Genomic DNA, 17568 nt, shown 5'->3' on the forward strand with positions numbered 1-17568 from the left:
GCTCAGCGGGGGACCGGCACGGAGGCGAGGGTCGCGGCGAGCACGGCCTCGACCTGGGTGCCCTCCAGCTCGGCCTCGGTGGTCAGCCGCACGCGGTGCGAGAGCGTCGCCGGGGCCATGGCCTTCACGTCGTCGGGGGTGATGAAGTCCCGGCCTGAGAGGTACGCCCAGGCGCGGGCGGTGCGCAGCAGCGCGATCGCGCCGCGCGGGGAGACGCCGAGGGTGAAGCTGGGGGAGCGGCGCGTCGCCCGGCACACGTCGACGATGTACTGCACGACAGGATCCTCCGCGGCGACGCGGGCGACGTCTCGCTGGGCGCGGTGCAGGGAGGGAACGTCCACGACGGCGCGCAGGCCCATGGCGGCGAGGTCGGTGGTGTCGAAGCCGTCGGCGTGGCGGCGCAGCACGTCCACCTCGACCTCCCGCTCGGGCAGCGGCATCACGGCCTTGAGCAGGAAGCGGTCCAGCTGCGCCTCGGGCAGGGTGTAGGTGCCGTCGAACTCGATCGGGTTCTGCGTGGCGACGACGAGGAAGGGATCGGGCAGGGGGCGGCTCGCCCCGTCGATCGTCACCTGCCGCTCCTCCATCGCCTCCAGCAGCGCGGACTGCGTCTTCGGCGGCGTGCGGTTGATCTCGTCGGCCAGCAGCAGGTTGGTGAACACCGGGCCCTCGCGGAAGACGAGGTCGCTGGTGGAGTTGTCGTAGACGAGGGAGCCGGTGATGTCGCCGGGCATCATGTCCGGGGTGAACTGCACGCGGCGCATCCGCACGTCGAGCGCCTCCGCGAGCGAACGCACGAGCAGGGTCTTCGCGACGCCCGGCACGCCCTCCAGCAGCACGTGCCCGCGGCACAGCAGGGCGACGACGAGGCTGGTGATCGCCGCGTCCTGGCCGACGACGCCCTTGTGGATCTCGGCGGCGAGCCCCTGCAGCTGCGCACGGGTGTCGACGTCGACCGCGGGGGCCGACGGGGCGGCGGCCGATGCATCGGGCAGGCCGCCTCCCTGCGGGGCGGGGGAGGGCTGGGGCGCGCCGGCGCCGGGGGCGTCGGGCCGCGGCGGGACGGGGTCGGTCATCGGTCGATCTCCTTCTCGAGACGGTCGAGGTCGTGGGCGAGGCGCACGAGGTCGTGGTCGGTGGTGACGGGGGCGGGGCCGAGGAGCGCGCGCAGCTGCTCCGGGGACTCCTCGACGTGCGGGGACAGCGCCGCCAGGAGCCCGTCGAGCGCGGACTCGTGGCGCAGCCCGAGCCGGTCGGCGAGGCGGGTCGCGGCGGCGGCGCGCAGGGCGGCGGCGGCCGCGTCGCGTGCCGAGGCCTGCTGCAGGAGCCGTGCCCGGCCGAGCACCAGCTCCTGGGGGCGGACGGTCACCGGCAGCGGCTCGACCACCACCGGGCCGGGGCGTCGGCCCAGCGCGATCAGCGCCAGCACCGCGGCCAGCACGAGCCAGGCCGCGACCGGGCCGATCCACCCGGGCAGGTGGTCGACGAGGGACGGCGAGGAGGTCCCCTGGGGATCCGTCGCCGAGGGGACGTACCAGGTCAGCTCCTCGGAAGCGGACAGGGCGTTGAGCGCGAGCGCGGAGTTGTCGGCCCGGCCCACGCCGTCGTTGGTGAGCAGGTCGGGGCTGCCGAGCACGAGGACCCCGTCGGACTCGGCGACGAGCGCGCCGCCCTCCGACTCGAAGCAGGCAGAGGTCCCCGCGCCGCTCGCGGTGTAGAGGGAGGCGGGTCCGTCCAGGGCGTCCTCGTCATCGGGCACCTCGAGCACGCGGGCGCCGTGGGAGAGGTCCCCGCAGGCGTCGCCCGCCTCGACCTGCGTTTGCTCGCGCAGCGCGCCGGAGGGGGTGATGCCGGAGGTGAGATACGAGAGGGCGACGAAGTCGGGCCGGAGCACGATCAGCCGGCCCCCGCCCTCCTCGCGCGCCTCCGCGAGCATCGTGAGCTGCTCGCCGCTGAGGCTCTTCGGCGCGGTCAGCAGCACGGTCCCGCCGGCGCGGAGGTCCTCGGCGGCGTCGGCCGTGTGCCGCCTCGTCTCGACCTCGACGCCGAGGTCGCCGAGCACCTGGACGACGGCCTTCGCGCCCTGACCGGTGGGCGCGTCGGGCTCGAGCGGGCCGTCGCGGTACAGGCCCCGCGCCACGGAGACGAGGACCGCGGCGATCACCGCGAGGACGACGGCGGCGACGAGCCAGGGGCGTCGCCGCTCCTGCGCGGCGCCGAGGGGAGCGCCCGCTCCCGGCGGGGCGGCGTCCGTCACCGCCGTGCCGCGGGCCGCGGCGGGCCCGGTGGGTGCGGGGGCGCTCATGCGCGGGCCCCTGTCTCGGCCTGCTCGAGCGCGGAGAGGTCGGGGGACGTCTCCGCGATGTACTCGGCCAGGCGCAGCATGTCCTCGGCCGGCTTCACCCCGACGCTCCGCACCGAGTAGGCGGCCGTGTCGAAGGCGTCCGCCCCGCGCTGGAGCCGTCCCCGCAGGTCGGGGAAGGTGAGCGATGCACGGGTCGCTGCCTCGTGGGCGGTCATGCCGGTCGCGACGTCCAGCAGGGTGCGCTCCTCGAGGTCGCGCACCAGCGCGCGCAGCGCGAGAACGGTCCCGTCGTCGGCGCGTCCCGCGTCGATCGCGTCGCGTGCGGCGCCGCGCAGCTCCTCCCCGCTGAGCACCGGCTCGGCGTCGAGCGCCGCGTCGACGGCGAGGGCGGGGCTGCGTCGAAGCAGGCCCGTGCGCCGCAGCACCAGCACCACGACCGCGGCGAGGACCAGCGCCAACAGCACCGCGATCACGGTCTGCGTGGCCGAGGACCCGTCGACGCCGTCGACCATGCTCGCCAGCCAGTCCTCGATCGCGCCGAGCAACCAGGCGACGAAGCCGGGGGAGTCGTCGTACTCGTCCTTCGCGAGCTCCTCGAGGATCCGCTCGCGCGCCTCGTCGGGGCCGAGCCGCGGCGCGGCCGGGATCATCGGGCCCCGTCCGCCGCCCAGGCGTCACGGGCCCGGCGGGTGAGCTCCACGTCCCAGGCCTCGTCGCGCATCCGCACATCGGCGTACAGCGCCGTGTACCCGGCGGAGAGGAACGGCGCCAGGAGGAAGGTCGCCAGATACGTGCCGAGCATCGAGAGGATGGTCAGCAGAGCCACGCCCAGCACCACCGCCTCCCCGGCGCTGACCAGCAGGATCGCAAAGTATGCGATGCCGGCGACCATGCTGAACACCCCGGAGACGGTGTACGTGACGACCATGTACAGCACGTACAGCAGCACCGCGATGCCGAGCACCCGCCACAGGCGCCTGCCGCGGGTGAGCGCGAAGCCGCGGCGGATCGCGCCGAGCACGCCCGTCTCCTCGAGGACCAGCGCCGGGATCGTCAGCACGGTCCGCGCCCACAGCCACAGCATCGCCAGCAGGCCCACGACCGTCCCGAGCAGGATCGGGAGGATCGTCAGCCAGCCCGGCTCCTGCACGATCAGGATCGGCGCCAGCCCGACCGCGAAGGGCACCGTGAACAGGATCGTCGACATCAGCGCGATGAGCAGGCTCACGCCGAGGGCGGGCAGGCCCCGGCGCCGCATCGTCGCCCACATCTCGGAGGTCGGGAGCGGCGTGCCGGTCGCCTCGCCGAGCGCGAGGCGGGTCAGGGCGACCGTGACCAGGGAGGCCGCGACCATCGTGACGAGGCCCGTGATCACGCTGGTGACCACGGTCAGGACGATGTCGCCGGCGGTGCCGGTGAAGGGGACCTCGCTCGAGCCTGTGGGGTCCTGCATCGCGGCCTGCATGTCGCCGATCATCGGCATCATCCCCGCCCCGGTGGACAGGGTGATGAGCACGAAGGCGACCCCGTACACCGCGGCGGAGACGCCGAGCACCGCACGGGTGCGCAGACGGTAGATACGCACGGCCGCGCCGAGGATCTCGCCGAGCCCCAGCGGCCGCAGCGGGAACAGCGGCACGGACTGCACCAGCTCGCGCTGCGGCGCGCCCGTCGGGGCCGGGCCTCCCGGCCCTGCGGTGCCGTCGGGTGCGGAGGGGGCCGGTTGCCCCCAGCTGCCGGGGCCGCCGGAGCCTCCCGGGCCTGTCGGCTCGCTCGGGACCTCCGCCCCGGGGGCGGTCCACGGACTGCTCATCGGTGCTCCTCCATCGGCTGGTGCTCGTCCCCGTCGCGGCGGGTCGAGCTGGACTGCTGGACCCGACCCTACGGAGTGGCGGCCCCGCCTCCGATACGACGAACGTCGACACCCCGGCGTCTTCCGGCGACGGGGCGTCGCGGGAGGGGAGGGCGCGGCGGTCGGGGCGACCGCGAGGCTACCGCCCGGACACCCCGTCGGCCGGGCTCCCCGGTGTCGGCCCCGCCCGATGGCACAATGACCCCCATGACGACGCCTTCACGGATCCTCGTGGTCGACGACGATCAGGCGATCGCCGAGATGGTCGGGATCGTCCTGCGCGGCAAGGGCTTCGAGGTCGCGACCTCGCCCGACGGCGCCTCCGCCCTGGAGGCGTTCCCGCGCCTGCGCCCCGACCTCGTGCTGCTGGACCTCATGCTCCCCGGGATGGACGGCATCGAGGTGTGCCGTCGGATTCGGCGCGAGTCGGGGGTCCCGATCATCATGCTCACCGCCCGCACCGACACCGCCGACGTGGTCGAGGGGCTCGAGGCGGGTGCCGACGACTATCTCACCAAGCCCTTCGAGCCGGAGGAGCTGGTGGCGCGGATCAAGGCGCGGGTGCGCCGCGTCGAGCCGCCCACCACCGAGCAGCTGACCGTCGGCGACCTGACGATCGACGTCGACGGTCACGAGGTGCGCCGGGACGGGGAGCTGATCTCCCTCACCCCGCTCGAGTTCGACCTCCTCACCCAGCTGGCCCGCAAGCCCTGGCAGGTCTTCACCCGCGACGTGCTGCTCCGCGACGTGTGGGGATACCGTCACAGCGCCGACACGCGCCTGGTCAACGTGCACGTGCAGCGACTGCGCTCGAAGATCGAGCAGGACCCGGAGAACCCCTCGATCGTGGTGACCGTGCGCGGGGTCGGCTACCGCGCGGGGAGCGGGTCCTGAGCGTGCCCGCGCCGCGGTGAGCGCTCCGGAGGGGAGCCGGCCCCCGGCGTCCCGGCGCGACCGTCTCCGGCAGGCCGCGGACCCGCGCAGCTGGTCCCTCGCGCTGCGGGTCGTGCTGGTGACGACGCTGCTGTCGACGCTGGCGCTGCTGGCCGTCGGCGCCTATCTCTCCACCGTCATCGCCGACGGGCTCTACGAGCAGCGCCGCGACCGGGTCCTCGAGGAGACGGTCGAGGTGCGCGACGAGCTGGGGGAGTCCCTCGCCCAGCTCTCCGGCGCGACCAGCACCCAGCAGCAGGACGCGGTCAGCGCGTTCGTGCAGTCCACGGGCGGGCAGGGCGGCGGCGACCGCCGCGAGGTCGCGCTCGTGCCCGTGGAGACGACGGGGACCGTCTTCCCGGTCGCCTCCTCCGACCGGACCCTCTTCGACGAGGTCGACGACGAGTTCGCGACCGCCGTCGCCGCACAGCCCGACGCCGTCTCCTGGCGCTCGATCGGGAGGGAGGACGAGACGGGGCGCACCGAGCCCGCGCTGCTCGTCGGCACCCGGGTGGTGGTGCCCGGAGCGGGCTCCTACGACCTGTACCTCATCTATTCCCTCCAGGAGGAGCAGGAGACCCTCGCCTTCGTCCAGCGCGTGATCCTCGGCGGAGGGCTCGTGCTGCTCAGCCTCATCCTCGGCATCGCGATCGCCATCGCGCGCATGGTCACCACCCCGCTCAAGCGCGCCGCGCACGCCGCCGGGCGGATGGCCGCCGGGGATCTCACCAGCCGTGTCGAGGTCGCGGGCGCCGACGAGCTCGCCAGGGTGGGGGAGTCCTTCAACGACATGGCCCGCAGCCTCGAGCAGAAGGTCGACGACCTCACCGAGCTCTCCCGCGTCCAGCAGCGCTTCGTCTCCGACGTCTCCCACGAGCTGCGCACCCCGCTGACCACGATCCGGATGGCCTCCTCGGTGCTGGACTCGCGCCGCAAGGAGCTGCCCGGGGAGCTGCAGCGCACCACCGAGCTGCTGGCCGCGCAGGTGCAGCGCTTCGAGGTGCTGCTGGCGGACCTGCTGGAGATCTCCCGCTTCGACGCGGGCGCTGCGCAGCTCGAGGCCCTGCGCGAGGACATGGACGCGCTGGTCATGCGCGCGGTCGAGGACGTGCGCCCGCTCGCCGGGGCACGCGGCTGCCTGCTGGACGTGCGCCTCGGCGAGGGAGCCTCCACTGCGGTCGTCGACGCGAGGAGGGTGGACCGGATCCTGCGGAACCTGCTGACCAACGCGATCGAGCACGGCGCGGGCAGCCCGGTGCTGGTCCAGACCGCGGGCGACGAGGACGCCGTCGCCGTGGTGGTGCAGGACTTCGGCCACGGCATCTCCCCGGAGGACGCCCGGCGCGTCTTCGACCGGTTCTGGCGCGCGGACCCCTCCCGCGCCCGCACCCTCGGCGGGACGGGGCTCGGCCTGTCGATCTCCGCCTCCGACGCCCATCTGCACGGCGGCTGGCTGCAGGCCTGGGGGCAGGAGGGCGAGGGCGCGGTCTTCCGGCTCACGCTCCCGCGACGCCCCGGCACCGAGCTGGTCCGCTCCCCGCTGCGGCTGGAGCGCCCCTTCGACCGCGCCCTCGCCGACGCCGCCGTCTCCCCGACGCCGACCGGCGAGATCCGCATCGGCCCCGACCTGCTGCCCGATCTCGACACCACCGACCTCGACCATCCCGCCGGCGAGGACGTCGCGGCCCGGCACCCCGAGGGGGAGGGACCGGCCGAGGACGCCGCGGCCGAGGAGAAGGACGCAGGAGCACGATGAGACCCGACCGCCGCACCGTGCTGCACGCCCTCGGCGCCGCCGCCCTGCTGGGCCTCGGCGCAGGCTGCGCCCGCATCCCCGTCGACTCCGGGATCGACAGCCGCACCCTGACCGGCAGCTCCCATCCCGGAGCGCCCTACGTGCGCGCCCTGCCCCCGGCCGACGGCGCGACCGCCCAGGAGGTCCTGGCGGGCTTCGTCCAGGCCGGCGTCGGCTCCGAGGACGACTTCGCCGTCGCCCGCGCCTATCTCACCGAGGAGGCGAGCGCCGGCTGGGACCCCGAGGCCCGGATCACCATCTACTCGGGCAGCCAGGAGCTGCAGGTGCGCGAGGAGAGCGAGGGACGCCTGGTGCTCGGCTTGCAGGTGGTCGCCGTGGTCGATGCCCGCGGAGTGCGCAGCGCGCTCGCCGGCCCCACCCCGCAGGAGCTCGCCGTCGCGGTGGAGGAGGTCGAGGACCAGTGGCGCCTGAGCGAGGTGCCCGACGGGATCTTCCTCTCCGAGGCGGCGTTCGAGACCCTCTACTCCCCGGCGCGCCTGTACTTCCTCGACGCCCGGGAGCGGCATCTCGTGCCCGACCACCGCTGGCTGCCGCTGCGGCGCGGCGCCACGGCGGTGCTCGAGGGCCTCGCCGCAGGGCCGGCGGGCTTCCTCGAGGGCGCCGTGGGCAGCCAGATCCCCCACGGCTCCGACCTCACGGACGCCGAGGTGGAGAGCGGGGCCGACGGCACCGCCCAGGTCGAGGTGCCCACCGCGATCACGGGACTGGCCGCGGAGCCGCGACGCCTGGCCCTGTCCCAGCTGGAGTCCTCGCTGCGCTCCCTGCGCAGCCTCTCGGTGGTGCGCCTCGTGCAGGACGGCAGGGAGCTGTCGCTCGAGGAGGACGGCCGGGTGGAGCGGGCTCTGCCGGGGCACCGGCCGATCGCCGCCGGACCCACCGGCGTGATCTCCCTGGCCGATCCCGGCAGCGCGGACCCGCCGCAGCTCGTCCCCGACCTTGCCGGACAGGAGATCGCCTCCCCGGCGATCGCCCCCGACGGTGGGCTCGCCGCCGCTCGCAGCCTCGACGGCGCGCAGGTGCTGATCGCCTCGACCGACGGCTCGGTCCCGCTGCGCGAGGCCGCGACGGGCACGGGATTCGTCCCTCCCCGCATCGACGGCGCCGGCTGGGTGTGGACCTCCGTCGGCTCGAGCGCGGGCGCGCTGCTGGCCCTGTCGGGCAAGGGCGCCGAGCACGACGCGAAGGTCGATGCGCCCTGGCTCGCCGGACGCGAGGTGCGCGCCCTGGACATCGCCGCCGACGACACGCGGATGCTGGTGCTCTCCGACGAGGCGGGCGAGGGCCGGCTCGAGCTGTGCGCGGTGGTGCGCGACGCCGAGGGCGTCCCCTCCGCCCTCACAGAGCCGATCCTGGTGCGCACCTTCTTCGCCGACGTGCGGCAGGTCAGCTGGTACGACGAGGGCACCGTCGTGGTGCTCGGGACCGATCCCGGCACCGGCGAGCTGCGCGCGCAGCTGCAGGACCTCTCCGGCACCATCGAGCCGCTGCCCACCCCGCCGCCCGGCACCGTGCGGCTGACGGGCTCCGTGGTGGCCGAGACGGTCTGGGCCGCCGACGCGGAGGGGAACCTGCGCCGCACCGACGGCGAGGGCTGGCGCGGCGTCGAGGTGTCCGGCCGCGATCCGGGGTTCTACTGACGTCGTGCGAGCCGATGACGTCATCCGAGCCGTTGACGTCGCCTGAGCCGCGCCCCCTCGCTGACCTCCCCTCCCCAGCACCGTCCTGTCCACCGCGCGGCCCCGCCGCTCGTGCCGGGACGCTCCCGGTGCTGGGATCGGCCCATGCACAGCGGAGCACCACGGCACGCCTCTCCTCGCACGCGGCCCGCCCAGGGGACCGGTCGGGCCGACCGCGCGCTCGCCCTGCTCGCGGAGGTCGCCGCGCAGACCTGCTCCCTCGTCGCGCCGCGCAGCTGCCCCTGCGGCCGGGACGGCACCCGGCTCTGCCCGGACTGCGCGGCGCTGCTGCAGGCCTCGCCGCTGCGGGTCGACGCCTGCTGCGATGCGCTCCAGGTGCTCAGCGCCGCCCGGGTGCGGGAGCAGAGCCGGGAGGGGCTGCTCCTGCCCGCGGGCGTGGACCACAGCCCGCTCCTGCCCGTGCTCGCGCTCGGCGAGTACGGGGGAGACCTGCAGCGGCTCGTGCTCGCCTGGAAGAACGGCGGGATGCTGCACCTGTGCGGGGCGCTGGCCGCAGGACTCGCCCCCGCGGTGCGGCGGCTCGCGGAGGGATCGGGCGTCGCCGAGCCCCTCCTCGTCCCGGTGCCCTCCCGGCCGGCGGCCCGGCTGCGCCGCGGGGAGGACCACACCGCCGAGCTCGTGCGGGCGCTCGCTCGGGAGGGCGCCGGGCGCGCACTCCTCCTGCGCGCCGCACCGACCACCGGGCAGGAGGGACGCGGAGCCCGGGCCAGGAGGCTGCGGCGGATCCGCCTGGACCCCGCGCAGGCGCGGCGCGCCCGCGCCCTGGACGCCCCGGTGATCGTCGTCGACGACGTCGTCACGACCGGCGCGACGCTGCGCGGCATGCACGAGGCGCTCGACGCGGAGGGGATCGAGGTGCTCGGCGCGGCCGTGATCGCCTCCGCGCGGGTGCCCGGGGTCGTCGCGTCCCCGGGACCGGGCGAAGCGCCCCCGGGGCCGGGCGAAGCGGACGAACCCGGGTGAACAGCACGCGCACGGACGGGAACCTCGGGACGGATGGCCAGGAAACGCTGAGGGAAACGTGGCATGCTTGGTGTTCCTCGCCACACATGGGCGAGCAGTCCTCGATCAGGAGGTGCGCACCCCGACCAAGAGCCATCGCGGCCGGGCTCCGAGCGGCCGCACCCGGACAGGAGGAGAAACCACTCATGGAGATCAATGTCGTCGGACGTCACATGGACGTCCCGGATCGTTTCCGCCGTCATCTCACCGAGAAGCTCGACAAGGTCACCCAGTTCGCTCCCGCGGCGCTCCGCGTCGACGTGGAGGTCTCGCAGGAGAAGAACCCCCGTCAGGCCGAGCTCAGCGACCGGGTCGAGCTCACCGTGCACGAGAACGGCGCGGTGATCCGCTCCGAGGCCCGTGCCGACGACCTCTACGGCGCGCTCGACATCGCCTACGGCAAGCTCCTCGAACGACTCCGCCGCGCCCGTGACCGGCGCAAGGACCATCGCCGCGGACGCGACCGCGCCCATCAGGGGACCGGCGCGAGCCTGCGCACCATGCCCGCGGACCAGGAGATGCCCGAGTCGCTGCGACCGGCCGAGGAACCGGCCGCCGAGAGCACCGAGGCCCCCGAGCCCGGCGAGACCCGCGAGGCCCGCGAGGCCGACCTGGCCGAGGCGGGCAGCCCCGTGATCATCCGCGAGAAGAAGCACACCGCCAAGCCCATGAGCGTCGACGACGCGCTCTACCACATGGAGCTCGTCGGCCACGACTTCTTCCTGTTCGTCGACGCCGAGTCCGGCAACCCCAAGGTGGTCTACCGCCGCAAGGGCTGGAGCTACGGCGTGATCGAGCTCGACGGGGAGCAGAAGGCGTCCTGATCCGGGACCTGCTCCAGAGGGCGGGAGGGCATCGCGAGATGTCCTCCCGCCCGTCCGTGCGCCCGGGACACCACCCACCGCCCTCGGGGCGATGCAGGGGCCGGCGAGTGCGGCGCGGCCGAGGACCGCATCGGGGGCATGGGGGACGGAGCGCGCCGTGGCCGACGCGCTGAGCTGGACCGCGGCCCGCCGGATCGCGCTGCGCGCCCAGGGGATGGGCGGCGCGCGCCGCGACGAGATGCCGTCGGCCGCCGGGAGCAGGCGCGCACTCGTCCGCACCCTGGAGCGCACCCACCTGCTGCAGATCGACTCCGTGAGCGTCTTCGCCCGCGCCCACCACCTGCCGGTCTTCACCCGCACCGGGATCTGGGACCCCGCCGCCCTCGACCGCGCCTCCCGGCCCGGCCGCTCCCGCCTGGTCCGCGAGACCCTCGCCCACGAGGCCGCGTTCACGACCGAGGAGGTCCACTCCCTGCTGGACTTCCGCCGCCGCGCCACCTCCGAGCGGGACTGGGGTGTGATCCGCGAGATCGCCACCACCTCCCCGCACCTGTTCCCCCAGGTCCGAGAGGCGCTTGCCGAGATCGGCCCCGCGAGCGCGGCCGCCCTCTCCCGCCACCTCGGCGACACCGAGCGGGGCGAGGGCTGGGGATGGCGGCGCACCCGCAGCCAGTGGGCCGTGGAGTACCTCTTCCGCAGCGGGGAGCTCGACTGCGTCGGCCGCAACTCCCAGTTCGAGCGGCTCTACACGCCGGCGCCCCCGCGCGAGGAGCCGCCCGTCCCCGAGGCGGAGGCGGTCGCCCGTCTGACGGCCCTCGCCACGCGCTCGCTCGGGGTCTCCGACCCGGGTGCGATCGCCGACTACTTCCGTCTCCGGATCGGCCAGGTGCGGCCCGCCATCGACGAGATGCTCGCGCGCGGCGAGCTGACCGAGGTCGAGGTCGCCCACCCCGCAGCGGCCCGCACCATGCTCCTCCACCGCGACGCGCCCGGCCCGAGCCCGCTGCGCACGACCGCCCTGGTCAGCCCCTTCGACCCGATCGTCTTCCACCGGCCCCGGCTCGAGCACCTCTTCGACGTCGAGTACCGCATCGGCATCTACACCCCCGCCCCGCAGCGCACCACCGGCTACTACTCCCTGCTCCTCCTGCTCGGGGACGTGATCCCGGCGCGCACCGACCTGCGCGCGGACCGCGAGCGCGGGGTGCTGGAGGTGCGCGGCGTCTTCGCCGAACCGCTCCCGCACCTTCCCGCCCGGCAGCGGCCGGGCGCGGACCGCGTCGTCGCCGCGCTCGCCGAGGAGCTGGACCGGGCCGCGCGCTGGCAGGGCCTCGAGGCCGTCGAGGTGCGCACCGGGGAGGGGACGGGGGAGCTCTCCCGCCCCCTCGCCGCCGTGATCGCGGCGAGCTGAACCCGCCGCGCGGAGCGGTGCAGGTCCCGCGCCGCGGCCCGGCCGACCCCGCCCGGGTGCGTGAGGAGACCCGCAGGTGCTCTCCTCCACGGGCGACGACGCTTACGATGGGTCGGGCATCAGCCGTCCATGGGGACGTCCCCACCATCTACGGGAGCACACGAGTGGCCAACCTCTTCGACAAGATCCTGCGCGCCGGTGAAGGCCGGGAGGTCCGCAGGCTCGAATCCATCGCGAAGCGCGTGGGCGAGGCGGAGGACGTCTTCTCGGAGCTCAGCGATGACGAGCTGCGCGCCGAGACCGACCACTTCAAGCAGCGCCTCGAGGACGGCGAGACCCTTGACGAAATCCAGGTCGAGGCGTTCGCGGCCGTCCGTGAGGCCGCGCACCGCACCCTCGGCCAGCGCCCTTACGACGTGCAGATCATGGGCGGCGCCGCCCTGCACCGCGGCCGCATCGCCGAGATGAAGACCGGTGAGGGCAAGACCCTCGTCGCGACCCTCCCCGCCTATCTCAACGCGCTCGCCGGCAAGGGCGTGCACGTCGTGACGGTCAACGACTACCTCGCCGGCTACCAGAGCGACCTGATGGGCCGCGTCTTCCGCACCCTGGGCCTGACCACCGGCGTGATCAAGTCCGGGATGACCCCGGCGGAGCGCCGCGAGCAGTACGCCGCCGACATCACCTATGGCACGAACAACGAGTTCGGCTTCGACTACCTGCGCGACAACATGACCCTCTCCCCGGAGGAGCGGGTCCAGCGCGGTCACTTCTTCGCGATCGTCGACGAGGTCGACTCGATCCTCATCGACGAGGCCCGCACCCCGCTGATCATCTCCGGCCCCGGCTCCGGTGACGCGAACAAGTGGTTCAGCGAGTTCGCGAAGGTCGTCACCCACCTGCGCCGCGACCGCGACTACGAGGTCGACGAGAAGAAGCGCACCGTCGGCGTGCTCGAGTCGGGGATCGACGAGGTCGAGGACCACCTCGGCATCGACAACCTCTACGAGTCGCTGAACACCCCGCTGATCGGGTTCCTGAACAACGCCATCAAGGCCAAGGAGCTGTTCAAGCGCGACAAGGACTACGTGGTCCTCAACGGCGAGGTGATGATCGTCGACGAGCACACCGGGCGCATCCTCGCCGGCCGCCGCTACAACGAGGGCATGCACCAGGCCATCGAGGCGAAGGAGGGGGTGAAGATCAAGGCGGAGAACCAGACCCTCGCCACGATCACCCTCCAGAACTACTTCAAGCTCTACGAGAAGCTCTCGGGCATGACCGGCACGGCCGAGACCGAGGCCGCCGAGTTCATGAACACCTACAAGCTCGGCGTGGTCCCGATCCCCACGCACCGCCCGATGCAGCGCGTGGACCAGGCCGACCGCATCTACCGCACCGAGAAGGCGAAGTTCGACGCGGTCGTCGAGGACATCGTCGAGCGGCACGAGAAGGGCCAGCCCGTCCTCGTGGGCACCACCAGCGTGGAGAAGTCCGAGTACCTCTCGAAGCTGCTGAACGCCCAGGGCGTCGCCCACGAGGTGCTCAACGCCAAGAACCACGCCGGCGAGGCGGCGATCGTCGCGATGGCCGGCGCCAAGGGCGCGGTCACCGTCGCGACCAACATGGCCGGCCGCGGCACCGACATCATGCTCGGCGGCAACGTCGAGTTCATGGCGCATGCAGAGCTCGAGAAGCGCGGCCTGGACGCCGAGGAGGACCCGGAGGCCTACGAGGCCGCCTGGGACGAGGAGATCGAGCGCGCGAAGCAGGCCGTGGCCGAGCAGCACGACGAGGTCGTCGAGCTCGGCGGCCTGTACGTGCTGGGCACCGAGCGGCACGAGTCGCGCCGCATCGACAACCAGCTGCGCGGCCGCTCCGGCCGACAGGGCGACCCGGGGGAGTCCCGCTTCTACCTCTCGCTCCAGGACGACCTGATGCGCCTGTTCAACTCGGGCGCCGCCGAGTCGCTGCTCGCCCGCGGCGGGGTGGACGAGTCGATCCCGCTGACGGGGCGGATGGTCTCCGGCGCGATCCAGCGCGCACAGAACTCGATCGAGTCCCGCAACGCCGAGATCCGCAAGAACGTCCTGAAGTACGACGACGTCCTGACCAAGCAGCGCCGGAAGTTCTACGAGGAGCGTGCGCGCATCCTCGAGGGCGAGGAGCTCGATGCGCACATCGAGCGCTTCATCGAGGAGGTCATCGGCGGCACCGTCGACGCGCACACCGCCGGCAAGCCCGGCGAGGACGTCGACCTCGAGGAGCTGTGGGGCGCGCTGCGTCCGGCCTATCCCGTCTCCCTCACCCCGCAGGACGTCATCGACGAGGTGGGCGGCAAGGAGAACCTCGAGGCGAGCGAGCTCAAGCAGGAGATCCTCGCCGACGCGAAGGTCGCCTACGAGAAGCGCGAGGAGGAGCTCGGCGAGGAGGGGCTGCACCAGCTCCAGCGCCGTGTGCTGCTGTCGGTGATGGACCGCCGCTGGCGCGAGCACCTCTACGAGATGGACTACCTCAAGGAGGGCATCGGACTGCGCGCCATGGCCCAGCGCGACCCGCTCATCGAGTACGAGCGCGAGGGCCACCTCATGTTCAACGACATGATGGCCGGGGTGAAGGAGGACGTGGTCGGCTACGTCTACAACCTCGAGGTTCAGGTCGAGCAGGCCAAGCCCGTCGTCCCCCAGGCCGTCTCGGATCTGCTGCGCCGGACAGGCGCCAAGGCCGCGGCCGCCGTCGAGGCCGGTGCCGGCGCGAAGGCCGGAGCGCAGCCTGCGACGACGGCGGAGGAGAAGGACGCGGACGTCGAGTCGAACGAGTCCGCACGGAGCGGCTCCGAGGACACCGGCTCCGCCGAGGCGGAGGCCGCGGAGGCCGAGGACCAGCTGAAGGCGGAGAGCTCCGTCGTGCTGCGCGCCAAGGGGCTCGACGACGGGCCGAACGAGCGCCAGCTGCGCTACAGCTCCGCCGAGGGCAGCGACGTCCAGGATTCCGGCACGCTCACCCGCGCCCAGCGCCGTCGCCGTGCGCGCGGCGAGGACGCGGCCGCCGCGAACACCGTCTCGGACAAGCCCGAGGGCGCTCCGCAGGGCGACGGCCTGAACCGGGCGCAGCGCCGCTCGGGCCGACGCCGCAAGGGCTGATCGCGCCGACGTCGTAGGGAAGAGCCCCGGGCCATGTGGCCCGGGGCTCTTCCCTCCGCTCTCGAGTGTCACCCCGTCTCGGGTCTCAGCCGATCTCGAGGACGGTCACCCTCCATCCGGAGTGCCGCAGCTCCCAGCGCATGGCGAGGAAGCGGGCACGATCCGGCTCGCGCAGCACGCAGCTGGCCTCGACCGTGCGCTCGTTGACCACGCAGGTGCGCACGCCCGTGACCTGCAGCTGCCGGGGCGGGGCGTATCCCGTCGAGGCCCGCAGGCGGCGGGTGAGCGCCGCCCGACGCGACATGACCTGCGCGATCTCGGGTGTGACCAGCCGCGACAGCGCGTTCGTCGGCCGCATGTCCCGGATGATCTCGACGGCCCGGCGAGCCACCGGTGCGACCATCTGCTCCACGATCAGAGGATCCTCGGGTGCTCGGGAGGCGGCCCGGAGCGCGGCGTCGGCGGGGCGCTGATCGGTAGTGCTCATGACCGGGCCTCCTCGTCGAGGGCGGCCGGCACGGTGAGCACCTGGCCGGGGACCAGCAGATCGGGATCCTCGCCGATCACGTCACGGTTCTCCTGGTGCAGCAGGGGCCAGGCCTCCGCCAGGAGCGCGGGGTCGTCCGGTCCGGGGCCGAGCACGTCGTCCGTCAGCGACCACAGCGTGTCGCCCTTCTGGACGACCACGGTCCTCGGCGGGGGAGCGCTCCCGTCGTCCCCGGCATCGCCCGCGTCCTCATCCGTGCCACCTGCACCGTCCCCGCCCTCGGACGGCTGCGCACTCCCGGTCACCGGCGAGGGCGAGCCCGCGGCGGATGGCGTCTCGGGGGAGTCCTGCGCCGGGGCCGCCGGGGTGTCCGATGCCTCCGAGGCGTCCGGGGCACCTGCCCCGTCGGGGGTCTCGGAGCTGTCCGGGGACGCCTCGTCGTCGGGGCTCTCGGGGCGCGGCGACTCCTGTGCCCCCTCCGGCGCACGGGTTCCCTCGGTGCCCGTCTCCTGCGGCGTGTCCTCGTCGGAGGGCCGCGCGGGCGCGGTCGTCGGGTGCTCGTCGCCCTGCTCGTCGGGGGCGGGGCTCGTCGCCGGCTCCTCGGCGGTCGGTGCGGGGTCTCCGCCCCATCCGAGCGAGGGGAGGGGCTCCCCGGCGCCGGACTCCTCGGGATCCTCGGGCTCCGGCGTCGCCGGGTCGTCAGCTGGGAGCTCCTGCGAGGTCTGGGACGTGGTCGGGGCGCTCTCCTCGAGCTGGAGCTGCTCGCTGGCCAGCGCCGGACCGAGCACCAGCCCGGTGGCGGCGGTGGCGACCGCGGCCCCCATGCTCAGGCGGCGGGCGAGGCGCGGGGCCAGCACCCGCAGGGCCGGCAAGAGCATCCGGCCGATCCGACCCGCGGGACCGGCCAGGAGGATCGCTGCGGCGAGCCCCCAGATCACGGCGAGGTACAGGCACAGCAGCGCCCCCGCGCCGGCCAGGCCCACGAGGACCCAGCCGATCAGCTGCTCCTCGCCGTGCGCGCTGCCCGCGCTGCCCCCGAGCATCCTCGCCGCCTGGGCCATCGCGACCGCACCTCCGGCGGCGGCGACGGCGCCCAGCGACGAGGCCCCCGCTCCCTGTGCTGCCTGCTCCCGTCCCCGGTCCCCCATGGCCTTCCCCTCGCCTCATGCTCCGCGGCGTCGGACTCCCCGATCGCCGTTCATCTCGATGGTGTCGTTTGATGCAGTTTGATGCGACTGGATCGCATATGAGGAAAGGTAGCCCGATGTGATGCAGGCCGCAACTGCTCGAGGTGACGCTGTTGATCCGGGCCGGCTGGGGAGGGGAGGTCGCCCCCTCCCAGGCGGACGGGACCTCGCCCCGTCGGACACGACCCCGTCCTGACGGACGCGACCCTGCCCTGACGGACGCGACCCGCTCCCGGCGGACCGGTCCGTGGCCCCGCTCGGACGTGTCCTCGTCCCCGATGTGCCGTCCAGGTCCGGCCGTCGCTCGGCGCGCCCTACAGTGGGCCCATGCGCTTCGAGAGGATCTTCGAGGACCTCGAGGGACGGTTCGAGCACCATGAGCAGGAGGAGCTGCGGGCCGTCTCCGAGGACCTCGCGCGTGCCGAGCGCGCTCAGCTGACCCTGGCCGACCGGCTCCGCGGTGCGGGCCGGCGCGAGCTCACCCTGCACGTCGGGGCGGGGCTGCGACTGGCGGGGACCGTGGAGGAGGTCGGCGCCGAGTGGGTCTCGCTGCGCGAGGTCCGCACTGCTCAGCGCGCCGTCGTGCCGCTCGCCGCGATCGGCATCGTGGAGGGCCTCTCCTCGCGGGCCCGACCGGCGGAGGAGTCGCTGCGCTCGCCGCTGGGGCTGGGGTCGGTGCTGCGCGAGATCGCGCGGGACCGGAGCGTCGTGCGCCTGGAGACGACCGCGGGCACCGTGCTCGGCAGGATCGCCGGTGTCGGTGCGGATGCGGTGGACGTGCTGTCGCTGCCGACGGGGGAGTCCAGCAGTGTGCCCGGCTCCGCCCGGCTCACGGTGACCATGTCGTCCCTGCTCGCGGTGCTGCCGCGCTGAAGGGAACCGGTGCGGCGCCGGCCCGGGCGGGCGGGTGC

14 protein-coding genes are annotated in these 17568 nt (G+C 74.0%); 8 read left to right on the forward strand and 6 right to left on the reverse strand.

Annotated elements, in window-relative coordinates:
- Positions 1 to 2: 2 nt before the first annotated feature.
- Genes A4A78_RS13205 through A4A78_RS13220 form a run of 4 tightly spaced genes read right to left on the reverse strand, consistent with a single transcriptional unit; the run spans position 3 to position 4118 of the window.
- On the reverse strand, positions 3 to 1076 hold the full coding sequence (locus A4A78_RS13205; RefSeq protein WP_062950046.1) for a MoxR family ATPase: 1074 nt from the start codon (positions 1074 to 1076) through the stop codon (positions 3 to 5).
- Positions 1073 to 2305: a DUF4350 domain-containing protein gene (locus A4A78_RS13210; protein WP_062950048.1), complete on the reverse strand. Its 1233-nt coding sequence runs from the start codon at positions 2303 to 2305 to the stop codon at positions 1073 to 1075. Before A4A78_RS13210 ends, A4A78_RS13205 begins: the two co-directional genes overlap by 4 nt.
- A complete protein-coding gene (locus A4A78_RS13215) occupies positions 2302 to 2955 on the reverse strand; it encodes a DUF4129 domain-containing protein (RefSeq protein ID WP_062950050.1) in 654 nt (217 codons plus the stop codon). Before A4A78_RS13215 ends, A4A78_RS13210 begins: the two co-directional genes overlap by 4 nt.
- On the reverse strand, positions 2952 to 4118 hold the full coding sequence (locus A4A78_RS13220; RefSeq protein WP_062950052.1) for a glycerophosphoryl diester phosphodiesterase membrane domain-containing protein: 1167 nt from the start codon (positions 4116 to 4118) through the stop codon (positions 2952 to 2954). Before A4A78_RS13220 ends, A4A78_RS13215 begins: the two co-directional genes overlap by 4 nt.
- A 237-nt stretch (positions 4119 to 4355) precedes the next feature.
- Between A4A78_RS13220 and mtrA the strand changes: the two genes are divergently transcribed.
- The 7 genes from mtrA (at position 4356) to secA (ending at position 14983) form a co-directional block, all read left to right on the forward strand.
- Positions 4356 to 5051 carry an MtrAB system response regulator MtrA gene (gene mtrA, locus A4A78_RS13225; RefSeq protein ID WP_304438555.1) on the forward strand — a complete coding sequence of 232 codons (696 nt, stop codon included), beginning with the start codon at positions 4356 to 4358 and terminating at the stop codon, positions 5049 to 5051.
- 16 nt (positions 5052 to 5067) lie between these two features.
- A complete protein-coding gene (gene mtrB, locus A4A78_RS13230) occupies positions 5068 to 6846 on the forward strand; it encodes an MtrAB system histidine kinase MtrB (protein WP_062950056.1) in 1779 nt (592 codons plus the stop codon).
- Positions 6843 to 8543 (forward strand): LpqB family beta-propeller domain-containing protein, encoded by a 1701-nt coding sequence (locus A4A78_RS13235; protein WP_062950058.1) that lies wholly within the window; start codon positions 6843 to 6845, stop codon positions 8541 to 8543. Before mtrB ends, A4A78_RS13235 begins: the two co-directional genes overlap by 4 nt.
- 144 nt (positions 8544 to 8687) lie before the next feature.
- On the forward strand, positions 8688 to 9566 hold the full coding sequence (locus tag A4A78_RS13240; protein ID WP_062950060.1) for a phosphoribosyltransferase family protein: 879 nt from the start codon (positions 8688 to 8690) through the stop codon (positions 9564 to 9566).
- Between the two features lie 185 nt (positions 9567 to 9751).
- Entirely contained in the window at positions 9752 to 10429 is a 678-nt protein-coding gene (hpf, locus tag A4A78_RS13245; protein WP_062950062.1) for a ribosome hibernation-promoting factor, HPF/YfiA family, read from the forward strand.
- Positions 10430 to 10586: 157 nt separating this feature from the next.
- Positions 10587 to 11840: a winged helix-turn-helix domain-containing protein gene (locus A4A78_RS13250; protein WP_062950064.1), complete on the forward strand. Its 1254-nt coding sequence runs from the start codon at positions 10587 to 10589 to the stop codon at positions 11838 to 11840.
- A gap of 164 nt (positions 11841 to 12004) precedes the next feature.
- A complete protein-coding gene (secA, locus tag A4A78_RS13255; RefSeq protein WP_062950066.1) occupies positions 12005 to 14983 on the forward strand; it encodes a preprotein translocase subunit SecA in 2979 nt (992 codons plus the stop codon).
- A gap of 85 nt (positions 14984 to 15068) precedes the next feature.
- On the opposite strand, the gene A4A78_RS13260 is transcribed toward secA, so the two are convergent.
- Together A4A78_RS13260 and A4A78_RS13265 are read right to left on the reverse strand one after the other, a co-directional pair.
- Positions 15069 to 15470, reverse strand: a complete 402-nt coding sequence (locus A4A78_RS13260) for an Rv3235 family protein (protein WP_062950068.1) — start codon at positions 15468 to 15470, stop codon at positions 15069 to 15071.
- Positions 15467 to 16618: a hypothetical protein gene (locus A4A78_RS13265; protein WP_156488629.1), complete on the reverse strand. Its 1152-nt coding sequence runs from the start codon at positions 16616 to 16618 to the stop codon at positions 15467 to 15469. The genes A4A78_RS13260 and A4A78_RS13265 overlap by 4 nt, the downstream gene beginning before the upstream one ends.
- A 366-nt stretch (positions 16619 to 16984) precedes the next feature.
- Here A4A78_RS13265 and A4A78_RS13270 point away from each other — a divergent pair, with 366 nt between their 5' ends.
- On the forward strand, positions 16985 to 17530 hold the full coding sequence (locus A4A78_RS13270) for a hypothetical protein (RefSeq protein WP_062950083.1): 546 nt from the start codon (positions 16985 to 16987) through the stop codon (positions 17528 to 17530).
- Positions 17531 to 17568 lie beyond the last annotated feature (38 nt).

The organism is Brachybacterium sp. sponge, from assembly GCF_001613775.1.
GTDB classification, from domain to species: Bacteria; Actinomycetota; Actinomycetes; order Actinomycetales; family Dermabacteraceae; genus Brachybacterium; species Brachybacterium conglomeratum.